Source organism: Vibrio sp. 1874 (genome assembly GCF_033344395.1).
Lineage (GTDB): Bacteria > Pseudomonadota > Gammaproteobacteria > Enterobacterales > Vibrionaceae > Vibrio > Vibrio alginolyticus.
The window spans coordinates 1-14,985 of the sequence record NZ_JAWPOR010000016.1 but is presented as its reverse complement, the minus strand read 5'-3'; the positions used below and the strand labels follow the sequence as shown (position 1 = coordinate 14,985).

The window sequence follows — 14,985 nt, the reverse complement described above, 5'->3', positions numbered from 1 at the left end:
GAAACCCAATGAGTATTTCACTGAATGCAGTTGCTCTACACCAGTTGGTTAAAAACGAACAAGACGAATTGACGGTTAACTACGGTAATCACCATCATCCAATCCAGCCTGCGTATGAAGCGCTAGTAGAAGAGCTTCATCGCGCTTATTCGGGTAAAACCAAGGGCTACGGACAATTTCAGTCGGATAGTGAGTTCAAGCAGTGGTTAATTGATTGCCGTAAAGGTAATGCTCCTTTCTATGAGTTCTCTAAGACAGGCGCAGTCCGACTTAAAAATGAACTAAGCAAATACCCATTTGCTGATGAGGGCACACTCGTTTTTGCTCAGTATCAATCATTGGCAACTGATTACTTACTGGTGGGCTTAGTTTCATCTAACTCTGGTATGACCGTAATGGATAACCTAAGCCTAAGTGCTACGGCTTATCTGGATATTGCCAAGATGGATCTTGCCGCTGTAGTGGACCTGTCGACATTTGAAACGGATACAGAATCAAATCGCTACCTATCATTCATCAAAGGGCGTGTAGGTCGTAAGGTGTCAGACTTCTTCCTTGATTTTCTGCAGGCAGAAGTTGGCTTCGATGCAAAGCAACAAAACCAAGTTCTCATGCAGGCGGTTGAAGATTTCTGTGCGGATGCGAAGTTAGACCGCGAAGAAAAGATGTCCGTTAAGAAGCAAGTTCATGATTACTGCAATGGACAAAAGAAACTTGGTGAAGAAGTTTGCGTTAAAGAGCTGTCAGGTGAGCTGCCAGACTTCGGTGACGTGGGTTCGTTCGTGAATTACACCCAAGATCAGGGTTATGAACTAGAAGAAAGCTTTCCTGTAGATTCTGCCTGTGTTCGTAAGCTTACAAAGTTTGTTGGTGCTGGTGGCGGCATCAATCTTACCTTTGACGCGCTGTTACTAGGCGAGCGTGTTTTCTATGATGCGGAAACCGACACTCTTACCATCAAGGGAACCCCGCCTAACCTGCGTGATCAGTTGTCTCGTCAAGGGGGTGCTAAATGAACCCTCTATTCAATGCTAATGGTGAGCAAATTCCACCACGTCCAGAGCTGACCGATGAAATGAAAAAAGCCGGCGCATTAAAAGCGGTTCAAAGCGGTCACTTAGCTCGTGTTGATGAAGATGAAGCTGAGCAGTTTTCAATAGATATCGCCAAGCATTACTACAGTGGTGTTGATGCTTATGACTTAGCTAAAGATATGGATAGTTATGGTGGCTGGGACGTTGATTCAATGTTTGTTGATGATATGGAGCAGGTTGATAGCTACATCCAAGAAATTCATCGTGATGCTATTAAGGACTGGGCTGAAACTTACCAGCCTGTGCCTCCTTTCGAACTTGGAACAGAGCTTTGTGTTCATTCTTTTGATGGTCCTAATCATGGCGTAATCGACCGTATTTATGAATATGACCCTGCAAAGTACTGCGTAAAAATGGCAGGAACTGCAGACGATGATACCTCTCGCCGCTTAATCAAGTTTGAGGAAGCCAAGCTGCGCAAGGTGGTTGTTGGTGATGTGGTGGAGCCAATAAAGACAGATTACCAGTTAGCAAGTGGCTATAGCCGCTATGACAACGCTGTGGTTGCGTCTGTTGAGCCATTTGTACTGGTGTCCCATGGCGCCGATATGCGCTGGCAATCGACCGTTAAGCGTGAGCACTTCAAAGTAGTTGGCAAGGTGGAAGGCGAAGCGCTGGAAGCCTGTATGAAGCGTTTGGAGGCTTAAACCATGCAAAACAAAGTCGGGGCAGAGTCAATCTGCCTCAACGATAAGCTTGAAGCCTTGATCGCCATACTTCGCAAAGGCAAATATGAGTTTGCGGATGAGAAAGTATGCCAAGAGTACTTAGAGGAGCACTTCTCTAATCTAGGGCTTCGATTTGAGCGTGAATATCGTTTATCTGATGGTCGTAGCATCATCGACTTCTTCTTTCCCAATTCTGGGATCGGTTTGGAAGTCAAAGCATCTAAGGCTTGGAACAAGATGGGCGTTTATCGTCAGTGTGAGCGCTACTGCCTGAATCCTGAAATCTCTGGATTGATATTGGCTACAGCGAGACCGCAAGGTTTGCCAGAACAAATTGAGGGTAAGCCAACGCGCTTTTATCACTTAGGGGAGAACGGGCTATGAGCAAACTCGTGATTAATCGAACCTTTGGAGCGTTGCGCCGTTCTGATACTCGTTGGGAGCTGGTGGATATCGAGCCTCATGTGGCAATACGCCTTAAACAGCTTTTCCCTAAGATCCCAAAGCATCAAGCAAAGTTGTTTTCGCTTCAGGACTCTCAAGAAGTGGCGGCAGATCTTCTTTGGTTTACTCAGAGGTATGCACTAAAAGCGTCTGATAAAGATCTAAGGTACTTAAAAAAACGCAGTCGTGAATACCATAAGAAGCAGGAAGAGGCGCACTCTATTTTGCTTCCTGATTACACGCCTGCAGTACGCGCAGGATTAATGCCTAATCAGTCGCTTCGTGATTATCAATTAGTTGGGCTTGATCTGCTCGAATCGGTTAAGCGTCTTTTGGTTATTGATGATGTTGGTCTAGGTAAGACATACCTTGGTTTGGGGGTAGGTCTACTTCCTGATGCTTTACCACTGGTAATTGTGGTGGAGCCGCACTTACAAGATCAGTGGTGTGAAAAAGCAGCTGAGTTTATCAACCTATCGGTCCATAAAGCGAAAGGCAATAAGCCATACAAGCTGCCGCAAGCTGATATCTATGTTTTTAAGTACAGTCAGCTGTCGTCATGGGTAGATGTATTGTCCGCAGGATGGGTAAAAGCCATCGTATATGACGAAGTTCAACAGCTAAGACGTGGAGAGGAAAGCCAGCGAGGTATGGCGGCGTTTGTTATCAACCAGAACGTATCAATGGTTGTCGGTTTAACAGCAACGCTTATCTACAACTACGGCATTGAAGCTTTCAATATTAGCAACATGATTAAGCCAGAAGTGCTAGGTAGTCGTGATGAGTTCTTGCGTGAATGGTGTACTCGTGATTATGGAGTCGCCAACGATAAGGGGATTGTGGCGGACCCTGATGCGCTTGGTTCGTACTTGAGAGAGTCAAGAGTACTTATTCGTCGCACGAAGGCAGATGTTGGTCAGGTTGCTAAGCAGTTAGAGCCGCATATTGAGTGGGTGGCTCCAAACATGAAGAAAGTTGCTGATATGGAAGTGTTAGCCGAGCAATTAGCGGTGAAAACCTTATCCGGCTCTTATGTTGAACGAGGACAAGCAGCACGAGACTTTGACCTCAAGATGCGCGAAATGACGGGCATAGCAAAGGCTCACAGTGTCGCTGCCTATGTACGAATGTTTATAGAGTCTGGAACCCCTGTCGTTCTATTTGGCTGGCATAGGGGCGTTTATGACATATGGGCTAAGGACCTCGCAGACCTTAATCCTCTGTTTTATACCGGCTCTGAGAGTCAAACCCAGAAGGAACGAAACAAGAAAGCGTTCATCAATGGTGAGTCAGACCTTTTGATTATGAGTCTTCGTTCTGGGGCAGGTACTGACGGCATTCAGCATCGTTGTTCAACGGTCATCTTTGGTGAAGAGGATTGGAGTCCGCAGGTTATGACCCAGTGCATTGGTCGTTTGGACCGTGACGGGCAGGAAGACTCAGTGTTTGTGTTTCATGCAGTGACTCAATACGGCAGTGATCCGGAAATCCTCTCTATCTTAGGTGTGAAATCATCACAAGCCCGAGGCATCCAAGACCCAGGTTCTAAGGTGGTTGGTAAGCAGGTAGATACAGACCGTATCAAAAAGCTTGCAGAGAACTATTTGGCAAGCCGTGGCGTGAAAGTGCCAGAGAAAGCGAAATCGCTCAACGATGCAGACGTAGAGCTGCTTAGAGAAGTTATTTAGGTGCTAAGGATATGGAAAAACTATTGAATAACAAGCCAGAAGTGGCGTTGAAACAAGTGGCAGCAGCACTGAGAGAAACAAGAAAAGGTTCTGACCGTGCAGTTAAGGAAGATGGCGAAGTTTTAGGTTATTGGCAGACTCCAGAATTTATCGAATACCTGTTAGAGCTGGCTGATGAATGTGATCGTGTATCGGTTAATTCTTTGGAAGAGGGAGAGGTTGAAAATGGGCAAGTGCATTTTTCAATGGATGGGTTTCGAACTCAGCTAAGTGAGGATGTAAAAGAGTTGCGCGATCTGGTTGTTTCGGTTGTTAAAGATGAATGGTTTGAAAAAGACGATCTGACAAGCAAGATGAATGACGTGATTTGTAAAAGCAATGGGTTCAATTGTGTGTCGCTAAATGGTTGTGACAGCTTTTCTAACTTATCCAGTATTGAAGTTGAGTTAATTGATTTGGAGGGTTGTTAACTATGAAAGAAACATACCTTCCATTTACTGCCGATATGGTTAATGCGTTGTTGGACGGGCGAAAGTTAGTAACTCGTCGTCCCTTAGTTATCCCTGATGGCTGGGAGCTTCATGACCGCAAACCATCAAAAATCACCAGTTCTCATCCTAAAAAGGGCAAGTGGGGCGCGTTAATACGTCGAGGGGTAGGGACTGATTTCCCTCAGTCAGATCTTGTTACTGCTCCCTGCTTTGTTGGTGATCTAGTTTGGGTTCGTGAAACGTGGGGCGTTGTGAATCACTCATTTGATGAAGACGGCAATATGGTTGAATGGACGCCAGATAGACCAGCTTTACCAGTAAGAGAGCTGAAGTACGGCAAGGGCTATTACACAGGGAACGTAATTTATCGTGCTGATGGTGAAATGCGCTGGTGTGATGATTTTGAAGAAGAAATATCAGCATGGCACCCGTCAATTCACATGCCAAAAGCAGCAAGTAGAATCACATTAAAGGTAACGGATGTCCGTATTGAACAGGTTCAGGATATTACTGAAGCACAAGCTGTTCTTGAGGGAATGCCAACTGATGAAGAATGTCAGCGTATGGCTGTTGAGTCTGGCTTGAGTTGGTACCAAAAGCCGGTTACGTGGTTCAAAAATCTATGGAATGGCATTTATAGCGATTGGGATGCTAACCCGTATGTTTGGGTAATAGAGTTCGAGGTCATCAACAAGAACATATCATTGGTTGTTGAAGAGCTAAAACAACAGGAGGGAGCCGTATAATGAGTATTGAAGTGGTGGAAGCAGTAAAGGTATTTCGCCGTAAAGTCTGGATTGAATCAGATATTACGGGAGCAAAACACGTCATGATTCAGCATGATGATGGAGTTAGCAAGCCATTCACGTACTGCTCATTTTTTTACGACTACGCTCACACGAGCAATGCGAATATAAAGGCACAAGCCGAGGCTGTAGCGCATAGTTTAGGTGCTAATTACCCTATCGAAGACCGGACAAGAAGCTTGGAAGAGTCTTTTAAGCGACAGGGTGGCGAATGCGAGGAATAGACTTGTTTGCTGGCGCTGGTGGCACAACCACTGGCGCCAAAGATGCGGGTGTTAACGTAGTTTGGGCTGCAAACCATAACCCTGTTGCTGTTGAGTTTCACGCTAAAAACCATCCAGAAGCGAAGCATGTTTGCCAAGATCTTCATCAAGCTGATTGGGGCTTGGTTCCAGAGCACGATATAGTATTCGCTTCGCCTTGTTGCCAAGGTCATTCAAGAGCAGCAGGAGCCAAGAGGAAGACTGTTAAAGCTGATTTAAGTAGGTCAACCGCTTGGGCTGTTGTTAGTTGCTTAGAAGCTCATAGAACACCAGTAGCTATCATTGAAAACGTTTTAGACTTTCAAAGGTGGGAGTTATTTGAACCATGGTCAATGGCTATGGAAAAGCTAGGTTACAGTTTGTCTCTAAACGTGGTGAACGCAGCTGATCTAGGGGTGCCGCAAAACAGAATTAGACTCTTTATTGTGGCAACTCGCAGTAAGAACCCGATCGAGTTAAACATACCTAAGGTTGAACATGTGCCGGCTAAATCATTCCTTGATTTAAATCCGGCTGGTTATCAATGGGACTTGGTTTGTAATAGGGTTGAAGCTACTCAAAATCGAGTGATGAATGGTCGAAAAGAGCATGGCGACATATTTTTAGATGCTGCATATGGCACTGAAAAGGGAGGGCGGTCCATAAATAAACCGTTAGGTACTGTTACCACGAATAATAAGCACTCATTGGTTATGGGAGACAAGATAAGACCGCTTTCTATAAGGGAGCAGGCTTTGGCACAAACGTTCCCTGAGCATTATCAGTTTCCGGAATCGAAGACCCAAACTAAGCTGATGATAGGCAACGCGGTACCGCCTGTTATGGCTAGAGAGGTTACTAGGAATGTGATGTTGTCACTTTAACTAGCGTGTTATTGATTAAAGACCAGCCAGAGTGCTGGTTTTTTTATGCCTAAATTTCACCAGAAAAGCCAGATAAAAAATGAGACTGGCGCGTAATCTCTGTTTTGCTTCTTATTTCCTCAATCCCTTGTGTGGCGTGGCTTTGCATAGCCTGAGTGAATCTATTGTGTAGGAGGATTCACGCTCTAGTCCGCCGCAGGTCAATAAAAACGTGTTGATGCGATAAATCCCCCGTCGAAACAAACTACAGGCTCAGCTAACGCTGTCTTTTTGTTAATAAATCGGAGGGCTTATGCCTGAATCAATCAATCTATTCACGATGGGCGCTACTGCTCTGACTGGTATCGGTATGAAGTTGGTGTTTTTGTGCCTTGCTTTGGTTGTTATGACCATGATGCGCAAGGTTATTTTTGGTGATGACGGGGTGAAAAATGACTGGATTGCGCAAGCTAAAGAAAAGGGTGATTTCCGCTCTGTTGCTATTTACCAGTGCGTTATGTTCGGTAGTACCTGTTTCCTCCTTGGCAGCGTCCTTTCCTGACAAATATGACGCTCAGATCAAGAAGTCAGCTAAACGCTGGCTTCCTGCTTATGAGGCGGTCTATGGGATGGAGATTTTAAAGGCTCAACTGTATCAGGAGAGCCTTCTTGATCCGCAGGCTGTCAGTTATGTCGGGGCGGCAGGATTGGGGCAGTTTATGCCTGCAACATGGGCTGAAGTGTCGGGGCAGCTTGGTTTTAATGGTGTGTCGGTGCATAGCCCAGAGCACAACATTGAAGCCGCTGCTTACTACATGGCAGGCAGGTTGAATGTATGGCAGTCCCCCCGTCCAATGTCGGACCGCTTATCGCTCGCATGGGCTTGTTACAACGCAGGGTGTGGCTGGATCCTCAAGGCTCAAAAGCTTTGTGGTAATCCCGCTCCTTACAAAGACATTATCCGGTGTCTTCCGCAGGTAACAGGGCATCACTCGAAAGAGACAAAGACCTATGTTGAGCGTATCTGGCGGTATTGGATGCAGATGAGGATGCTCAAATGAACCCTGTGTATGCCGCAGGTGGTCTCATTGGGGCTTTGTTACTGGGCGTCGTAGGCGTCCAGTACATCACCATCAATGGCTTAGAGACCACGATAGAAGCCAAAACGCAAGAGAATGCCAAGCTGGCGCAGACTAACGCCCAGTTTAAGCAGGAATTGCAACAGTCCAACGAGCAAATCACTCAGATGAAGCAAGCGCGAGACCTTGAGCGGAAGATTTCTGCAGAGCGTGAGCGTGAACTTTCTAAGAGTAACAGCGAGTTAGGACGGAAACTCGCTCAACTTGAGGAGGAGAGTGCCAATGAGGGGGAAGAGTCTGCGTGTTTGCGTACTCGGATGCCTGACAGCGTTATCCGGTTGCTCGGCGGTACCGCCAAAGACAGTGACGGTCATTAAAACCGTTGTAGAGAAACAATATCCACCGCCAGAGTGGCTGAAAGACTGCCCTGATGCCCAGCTGAAGGGAGAAAGCTTTAAAGATGCCATCGTTCAAAGTGCTGAGCGTGAAGCTGTCATTAAAGCCTGTAACGTTGATAAACAGTCGCTTCGTGAATGGGTAGAGGACGAGGGTTCACAGGATGGCGTTGACTGAACTTAAAGACTACCTAGTGCCCGTGATCACTGCCGTTCTTGGGGCTGGTTTTTGGGACTTTATGAAGAAACGGCAGGAAAAGCCGCTTGATGAAGCCAAAGCCGCCACCGAAGAGAAACGGGCTGATGAGGTCATGATTCAAGGGGCTACGTCTGTTGTGGAGTTACAGCAAAAGGTTATGAAGCAGTTGCAGGAAGACCTTGATAGACGTGTTAAGGCTATTGAGGACCTGTATTCAAAGCAGTTGGAAAGTGAGCGCAGAGAATGGGAGCGAGAGCGCAGTAAGTTGGAAAACCAAGTTACTGAAATGTCTCAGCGATTAGGGAAATTGGAGGAGATAAACAAGAGGTTACTTCAAGAAAATGAATTACTAGCAAAGTGCGATCACTGTATTGCTGAAGCAGCGGCAGCACAGTAGTAGAGGTTAGCTATGGCTAGAAAGTCCACCTACGATTGGTCGAGTCTACTGGCGCTGTTGTTTCAGCGCCAGAAGGATGACCCTAAGTACAAAAATAAAGACTTCGCAGAAGATGAAGGGGTTCCGCTCGGCTCTCTTACCCGTGCGATTACCCAATACCGGAAAGGCAAGATTGAAGTATCCGATCATGCGCCGATTGACCACGATAGTGATCGTAAAAACGATCTTAATAATGATCGTTTAAGTGATCGTAATACCAACAAAAGCACATCAAAAAAAGGCGGTAAAACCAATAACAAACAAAGGGTTAATGGTAATAATGATCACTCTGACGGGCAGCGCGCGCGCAATAGTGATCGATCGTTTTCTCAGGCTGGTGCAAAACGAAATAGAGGTGGTCAGGCTGGTAATTCGAATGCTCGTAAACACGGGCTGTACGCTCAACACCTAACCGATGAAATGGCAGAAGCCTATGAAGCGGCATTCTCTGCTGCTGGCGGTATTGATCATGAGTTAGCGTTGGCTCGTGCCAAGTTGGCAGAAGCTTTCCGATTGAAAGGGGAGCAAGAGTACATTGAGAAGCGAATTGCTGAAGACCAAGCAAGAAGAGCCGAAGAAGCAGCGAATGAGCCTCCACCTGTTGTTGGTCCTGATGAAGAAGGGCTTCCTAACTTTCAAAAGCCGGATTACTTCAACCATGCTGCAATGCGTGCAGAAGTCTTTGAAGACAACATAGGTCCACTTGGTACCACGATAAAAATGAAACGTGTGGATTGGGATGCTGTCATTGACCGCTGGATGGGGCGCGTTGCCAACTTGGAGTCACTGCGTCAAAAGCTACTTCAAGGCAGCACATTAACGTATAGCGAGCAATTGGCTATCAAGTCGACAGTCTTTAATCAGTTGGCTAATGAAGAGATAGATGCTTTAACCGCTGGGCACATGCTCAGTGCGAATGGGTTAGATATTCCGCCTAACCTACTGGCTCAGATCCGCTTTGAGCTTGGTGAAGGTGATGACGACGATTCAGAACTGCCAACGGGTGCAGTTACACCTCAATTGGTGGAAGAGCGCGAGAAACAATTGCAGCTCGGCAACCAGCAAAGCTCTGAAGAGTTTTTAGCGGCACGTATGGCTGAGTTGGAAGCGTTAAACGCTGAGGACCGTCATGGCAGCTAGAAACCGAAGCCGCAAAAAGCATAAGCACGCCGCTATTACGCTGGATCCTCGTTATCTGGATTTTGCAGCGAGCTACCGAAGTCGACCGTTGGCTTTCATCTACGACATTATCGGGATGGAACCATCGTTTCAGCAAATTGAAGTCATTAACGCCCTGACTCCGGTCGGGGCGCGTGTGTCTGTTGCTTCTGGTCACGGTACGGGTAAGTCTCACCTAACCGCAGCTTTGTGTCTTCATTTCATCATTACACACCCAGAATCTCTGTGTATGTTGACGGCAAACTCCTTAGATCAGGTAACTAACGTTGTCTTCTCATACATTAAGCGCCTTTGGGTGAAGATCTGCCAGCGTCAGCCGTGGTTGGAGCAGTACTTCGTCATTACAGCTAAGTCTTTCTATGCGAAAGGCTACAAGGGCGTATGGCAAATTTTCGGGAAAACATGTTCAAAAGGCAATGAGGAAGGCTTAGCCGGTCAGCACCGTAGGGATTACATGGTGGTGGTCGATGAAGCGTCTGGTGTATCCGATCGAGCGTTTGAAGTGCTTCGTGGTGCATTGACCGAAGACAACAACAAAATGCTACTCATTAGCCAGTTTACGCGCCCAACTGGTCACTTTGCTGATTCACAAATGGAATTGGCAGAGCAAGGGTTGTACACGGCTATCACGCTTAATAGTGAAATGAGTCCGTTTGTTAACCTCAAGTTTATCCGAGAAAAACGTATCGAATACGGGGGTGTGAGTAGCCCTGAGTATGGCATTCGTGTTCTTGGTGTGTGTCCTGATGATGCAAGTGGCTTCCTGATCTCCCGTAGCATGGTCGATAAAGGCTTTGAGGCGGTTATTGAGTTCGTTGATGAGTGGGGATGGGTGGCTGTTGCCGACGTTGCAGGCGGTGAAGGTCGAGATAGCTCAGTGCTCAAGATCGGTAAGGTTTGTGGCTTTGGTAGTGAGCGACAGGTAGAGGTCGTTAAGGCTATCGAAGCACCTGCAGATATGGATGGGGTTCAATTTGCTCGCTTTATCCATCAAGAAACATCTGGCTACACCAATATCACTGTTGGTATTGATGCGGACGGGTACGGTCTGACAACTGCTCAAGAGTGTGAAAAGCTTGGTGTGAATGTTACTCGCATCCACTGGGGTAGACCTCCACATGCTAACTCAGTGAAACAGCGATTCCCGAAAGAAAAAGACTATGCGTGTGTCATGGTCAAGGAAGCGTTGAATACTGGTCGCTTGAAGCTGCATAAAGGTGAGACGAAACAGTTTGAGAAGAAACTGCAGAAGCAATTCGTCAAGATCCCGTATGAGTTTGATGAGTTGGGACGTTGGCGCCTGTTCTCTAAGAAGCAGCTGCGTAGTGAGGGCATTAAGTCTCCTGATATTTTCGACGCAACAGCATTCTTCTGGTTGGTGGATTACATTCCTGCCGGCGAGCAAAGCGACGGTCAATCTGATAGTGCACTGGCTAACGCAATGGCATTGCTGGGAGAGGAAGAATCAAGCCCAGCAGATCAGGCAGTGGCTGCAATTGAAAGCGGTGGTGTGGTTGAGTGTCTTGCTGAAGATTACCCCGAGGTTAGAGCTGCGATACAGTCAGCATGTGGTGATTGGATAGAGGACGGCTTGGAGGAGTACGCTCAAGTTGGCTTGATGGAAATCGAGCGATTGGATGAGTTCTTCAAGTTTTATAAGCGAGCATAAGCGGTTATCCCCAAATTAAGGGGATAACCCTGTGTAAAAAATACTCATGCTAACTACATAGGAACAATGGTCCTAATCGTCTAAATTACGGGCAATGGCTGCGCCATTGTGTGGCTTAGTAAGGCGGCGAGGATAACAAGAAAATGTTGTAGTACCAGCGCATAAGCGTCCGTACTATCGTTTGTGAAAGCTTCCTTCTTTCAACTCGGTGTAAGACAAAGCCCGCTCTTGTGAGTGGGCTTTCTTATATCCAACATTTTTTTGTTGTGGTTGGCTGCGTAGTGACCGCACTAAGATGAACGGGCATTGTTTGCAATGGCGTAGCTTCCCTTAGCTGCACACGGGGGTTCGGTAAGTGGTGTTTACACTGGCTGTCGTCCCCCAACCTCATGCCAAGAGCGAGCATTGCTATCCCAATGTATAGATTGCACTGCCAGTAGGGTATTAGGGTAGCCTCGCAAGGATGCGGGGCATTTTTTTAGCTTCCTAATTGCTAAAAGCACGTTTTAGCAATAAGAAAACGCCCGTCATTTCTCACATTCCCCTATCTTTCCCTTGATTGATTTACATAATCTTATTATATTCTCGTTATAGCAATTAGATTTGTAACCCCGACCAAAGGAAAAAATCATGAAAATCGAACAAAGCACAGCGATTAAGTTGCGCATTACTGAGGTTGAATCCCTCGACCCAATCACTGTTTTTTTAGAAGACTATGAAATTGGCAAAGGAAAGATTGTCATTGAATGCTACGGTAAGTCTTGGTCTTCATTCTGGGGCGCCATGGGTGGAAGAACTATTGCGCAGTTCTTCTGCAGCTGCGATGAGGGCTACCTGATCTCTAACCTGTGCGGAGCATTAAGTAGTGAAGAGCCTGATTATGACGCTTTCTTACCCTTAGCTAGAGAGCACATATTAGGTCGCCGTCGCATGAATCATATCGGCTCTAGCTTAGCTCGTGCGCTTTACGATATTGAAGATTGGGAAGAATACGCACCAGAACATAGCTATGACACTTATAAATGCCCTGATTTTGAAAGCGAAGAAGAGTTTGAGTATTTGGACTTTGGTTCAATTACTGTCCCAACGCGAGTTCCTCACAAATACGCCTATATGGTCCGCATTATTGAAGCGGTACAAGCAGCTTTAACAGAGTCTGGTTTGGCAATAGAACAAGCGGCGTAACGCAAATAACCGAAAGCATGATCAAGTGCAGGTAATTTCGACTTCCTGCACTGTGAGGGATAAAAATGAAACAAGTAGACCCAATTAAAGATCTGGATGACGTGAGAGCCATCTATAACCGCTTGAAAAAGTGGGGAAACCATCGTGAAGCGGAGTTAGTTATGCTTGGTTGTAACGTGGCGCTGCGTATTAGTGACTTGCTGAAGCTGAGGTTTGATGACATCAAGACAATGCAGCTTGAAGGTGAAGACATTGGTTATGTAGAGCTAGAAGAGAAAAAGACCGGTAAACCCAAGCGTCTTACTCTCAATCGTACAGCTATGCAGTGCGTGGAACGCCTCAAGTCCAATCATCCAGAAGCTATTTATCTATTCCAAGCTACAGGGAATCGCGTTAAGGGCGATCCTAAGCCCGTTAGTCGTCAATGGATATCTACCAAGCTGATTGATGTAAAAGATAGTCTAGGGCTTGATTACAGCTTAAATACCCACTCACTGCGCAAGACCTTTGGTTATCACGCATATAAGCGTGGTACCGATATCAACGTATTGCAAAAGCTGTTTAATCACTCAAGCGTGACAGAGACGTTCAAATACATCGGTATCACAGATGAGCGTGTGCGTGATGTTTACCTAAGTATTGAAATTGGTTTGTAAGGAGGCATGGATGTCAGATTTAAGCGAAGACACCAAGGCACACCTTCACAGCCAGTTAGTTAAGCTTGGTGACATGATGGGCGATGGTCTTCATCATGAGCCAGATGGTAAGTGGATTGAGAGAGAATATCGTCAGGTGTTGAAAGCACTTGGTTTGCTTCCGAAGGTAAAGCGTCGTTCTAACGTAGATGCAATCAACGAGGCAATGACTCGCAGAGTTACTGATGTTCGTTGTGGCTCATGTGGAGGTCAGTTAAAGCAAACGCGCTCAGGCTCTAAAAGAGCAAAATGTGAGGGTTGCGGCTCTCGTTGGCAGTTATTGAAGTGATTGGCGGTGATGTCATGAAAGGAAATGTATATACACATGTAGTAGCTGAAGAAGCTGAGCGCGGGATCACCATTAGAACCAGTGATTTTCCGTCTTTCGGGCGTACTACGATTCAAGCGGCAATGTCTTCTACGATGAGCAAAGTTACTCAAGCTATGGCGGTGCCAGAAAGCTATTTGGGAACAAGAGAGCCTGATAGTGCTATTTACTCGGCATACGCTGATCTGCAGTTGGCTAAGCGAATATTGCATGGAAAGTCTGACCAAGGCTCTGAGGGCGATATTCATGTGACCTTTAACACAGCCCAAGACTCTCGATTTACTGTTGATGATCTGCAAATGTTCCAGTTGGATATGACTTCATTGAGAGAGGAATATCATAAAACAGAAGCGGCTAGGTTTATATCGTGGCTCTTTGAATGCCTTGCTGGGCTTGGTGTTGCGTCTGTAGATAGTGCTCGTCAGCAAGGGTATAAGTTTCTCATTCTGGATAACCAGCAAACACACCTTAGACCATGGGAGCGATCGGTCGAGCGGTTGGTCGTTATTTTATCCCCTAAAGGAGACAAAGTGGCGGCACGTTCAATCTCTCCTCAAGCTCTCAATGTGTTAGGTAGTGTTTTTGAGGAAGCAGTCTCTGAACTTGCAGGGCGAACAAAATAGAATATTAAAGGCGGGATTATCTCGCCTTTTTGTTAGGGGTAAATATGAAAGGTTTGCGGTATCAAAAAAGAATTAAAGTATTGCCTTTTCTTTGGGTGAATATATCCAAGTCTAATTTTTCAATAACGATAGGAAACCGATTTATTAAATTTAATATTGGTCGTCGTGGTCTTTGGTTTAGCGGCTCTTTAGTTGGTACAGGGTTGTCATTTAGAAAGAAAGTGCCGCTGAATACCAATAAGGACAAGGCGTGAAAAAAGATAAAAGAAATAAACGCTCAGCTCAAAAGAAAAAGCAAAGAGCCATAACTAAGCCAGGGTGAACGCATGAGTTACCACCCTGTTAACAGTTACAATTATTTAACCTGCAAAAATACTAACCATCAAAAATAGAGGTTAATTTTCAATCAATCATGGCTGACTAAGTGTGGATACCAAAATGCAGATTAGCTTCCAGCTACATTTTCAACTTGTTTCGTTAACAAAAAATCTACTCATGCGCTCGCCCTGATAACTAAGCAGCGTGAAGGTGAAGTAAAAGCGCGTGAGGTGCGTCAGCAAGTTGAAGCGTTATTGACCCAAGGTAATCCTACTGAAGAAGCTGAGACGCAGGATCTTTACGGTGATAAACTGCTCTGGTACATAGGGCGATGTTTGCATAATGATGCGTTCCCGCCGTGGGTGATTGGAAAGCTGTTAGGCGGTTTGCATTGGAGCAAAGTGAATCAGCTATTGGATGAGCAGTCGCTGCAGTTACCCAAAGAGGTAGGTAAGCGAAGAGCCGTTACTGATAAAGGGCAACCATATCATGCTGGGTTAAGTGGCTCAGGATTAACATGGAAGCTCTCTTTAGTGCGATTCTTATCGGATAAATATCAATTGCCTCTCAATTTACCCTCTAG

General features: G+C 45.9%; 21 protein-coding genes. All 21 read left to right on the top strand.

The window, feature by feature from the left end; all coding sequences use genetic code 11:
• The first annotated feature begins 8 nt into the window (after window positions 1-8).
• Window positions 9-1,016: a nucleoid-associated protein YejK gene (gene yejK, locus R8N46_RS20455; RefSeq protein ID WP_164368909.1), complete on the top strand. Its 1,008-nt coding sequence runs from the start codon at window positions 9-11 to the stop codon at window positions 1,014-1,016.
• A complete protein-coding gene (locus tag R8N46_RS20450) occupies window positions 1,013-1,741 on the top strand; it encodes a hypothetical protein (protein WP_318098520.1) in 729 nt (242 codons plus the stop codon). The genes yejK and R8N46_RS20450 overlap by 4 nt, the downstream gene beginning before the upstream one ends.
• Before the next feature lie 3 nt (window positions 1,742-1,744).
• Window positions 1,745-2,146, top strand: coding sequence for a hypothetical protein (locus R8N46_RS20445; RefSeq protein ID WP_164368905.1), 402 nt, complete (start codon window positions 1,745-1,747; stop codon window positions 2,144-2,146).
• Complete coding sequence (locus R8N46_RS20440; protein ID WP_164368903.1) at window positions 2,143-3,894, top strand: DEAD/DEAH box helicase; 1,752 nt, start codon at window positions 2,143-2,145, stop codon at window positions 3,892-3,894. Before R8N46_RS20445 ends, R8N46_RS20440 begins: the two co-directional genes overlap by 4 nt.
• A gap of 11 nt (window positions 3,895-3,905) precedes the next feature.
• Window positions 3,906-4,364 carry a hypothetical protein gene (locus R8N46_RS20435; RefSeq protein WP_274021041.1) on the top strand — a complete coding sequence of 153 codons (459 nt, stop codon included), beginning with the start codon at window positions 3,906-3,908 and terminating at the stop codon, window positions 4,362-4,364.
• Between the two features lie 2 nt (window positions 4,365-4,366).
• Complete coding sequence (locus tag R8N46_RS20430; protein ID WP_318098519.1) at window positions 4,367-5,131, top strand: hypothetical protein; 765 nt, start codon at window positions 4,367-4,369, stop codon at window positions 5,129-5,131.
• On the top strand, window positions 5,131-5,415 hold the full coding sequence (locus R8N46_RS20425; protein ID WP_274021039.1) for a hypothetical protein: 285 nt from the start codon (window positions 5,131-5,133) through the stop codon (window positions 5,413-5,415). Before R8N46_RS20430 ends, R8N46_RS20425 begins: the two co-directional genes overlap by 1 nt.
• Entirely contained in the window at window positions 5,403-6,317 is a 915-nt protein-coding gene (locus R8N46_RS20420; RefSeq protein ID WP_318098518.1) for a DNA cytosine methyltransferase, read from the top strand. Before R8N46_RS20425 ends, R8N46_RS20420 begins: the two co-directional genes overlap by 13 nt.
• Window positions 6,318-6,609: 292 nt before the next feature.
• On the top strand, window positions 6,610-6,858 hold the full coding sequence (locus R8N46_RS20415) for a hypothetical protein (protein ID WP_110097029.1): 249 nt from the start codon (window positions 6,610-6,612) through the stop codon (window positions 6,856-6,858).
• Window positions 6,749-7,357 carry a transglycosylase SLT domain-containing protein gene (locus R8N46_RS20410; protein WP_315972593.1) on the top strand — a complete coding sequence of 203 codons (609 nt, stop codon included), beginning with the start codon at window positions 6,749-6,751 and terminating at the stop codon, window positions 7,355-7,357. The genes R8N46_RS20415 and R8N46_RS20410 overlap by 110 nt, the downstream gene beginning before the upstream one ends.
• Window positions 7,354-7,752, top strand: coding sequence for a hypothetical protein (locus R8N46_RS20405; RefSeq protein WP_318098517.1), 399 nt, complete (start codon window positions 7,354-7,356; stop codon window positions 7,750-7,752). The genes R8N46_RS20410 and R8N46_RS20405 overlap by 4 nt, the downstream gene beginning before the upstream one ends.
• Window positions 7,739-7,948, top strand: coding sequence for a hypothetical protein (locus R8N46_RS20400; protein WP_103412246.1), 210 nt, complete (start codon window positions 7,739-7,741; stop codon window positions 7,946-7,948). Before R8N46_RS20405 ends, R8N46_RS20400 begins: the two co-directional genes overlap by 14 nt.
• Complete coding sequence (locus R8N46_RS20395; RefSeq protein ID WP_103412247.1) at window positions 7,935-8,366, top strand: hypothetical protein; 432 nt, start codon at window positions 7,935-7,937, stop codon at window positions 8,364-8,366. Before R8N46_RS20400 ends, R8N46_RS20395 begins: the two co-directional genes overlap by 14 nt.
• Window positions 8,367-8,378: 12 nt before the next feature.
• On the top strand, window positions 8,379-9,545 hold the full coding sequence (locus R8N46_RS20390; protein ID WP_204330654.1) for a hypothetical protein: 1,167 nt from the start codon (window positions 8,379-8,381) through the stop codon (window positions 9,543-9,545).
• Complete coding sequence (locus tag R8N46_RS20385) at window positions 9,535-11,253, top strand: protein PacB (protein ID WP_110097031.1); 1,719 nt, start codon at window positions 9,535-9,537, stop codon at window positions 11,251-11,253. The genes R8N46_RS20390 and R8N46_RS20385 overlap by 11 nt, the downstream gene beginning before the upstream one ends.
• Window positions 11,254-11,883: 630 nt before the next feature.
• The gene (locus tag R8N46_RS20380) at window positions 11,884-12,438 is read left to right on the top strand and encodes a hypothetical protein (RefSeq protein ID WP_110097032.1); all 555 of its coding nucleotides are present in this window, start codon (window positions 11,884-11,886) and stop codon (window positions 12,436-12,438) included.
• Between the two features lie 65 nt (window positions 12,439-12,503).
• Window positions 12,504-13,094, top strand: a complete 591-nt coding sequence (locus tag R8N46_RS20375; RefSeq protein WP_110097033.1) for a tyrosine-type recombinase/integrase — start codon at window positions 12,504-12,506, stop codon at window positions 13,092-13,094.
• 10 nt (window positions 13,095-13,104) lie between these two features.
• Window positions 13,105-13,422, top strand: a complete 318-nt coding sequence (locus tag R8N46_RS20370; RefSeq protein ID WP_318098516.1) for a hypothetical protein — start codon at window positions 13,105-13,107, stop codon at window positions 13,420-13,422.
• A 14-nt stretch (window positions 13,423-13,436) separates the two neighbouring features.
• Window positions 13,437-14,084: a hypothetical protein gene (locus R8N46_RS20365; RefSeq protein WP_318098515.1), complete on the top strand. Its 648-nt coding sequence runs from the start codon at window positions 13,437-13,439 to the stop codon at window positions 14,082-14,084.
• A 44-nt stretch (window positions 14,085-14,128) separates the two neighbouring features.
• Complete coding sequence (locus tag R8N46_RS20360; protein WP_164368856.1) at window positions 14,129-14,338, top strand: DUF4236 domain-containing protein; 210 nt, start codon at window positions 14,129-14,131, stop codon at window positions 14,336-14,338.
• A gap of 294 nt (window positions 14,339-14,632) precedes the next feature.
• On the top strand, window positions 14,633-14,985 hold a 353-nt coding region (locus R8N46_RS20355), incomplete at its 3' end, for a hypothetical protein (RefSeq protein WP_318189664.1).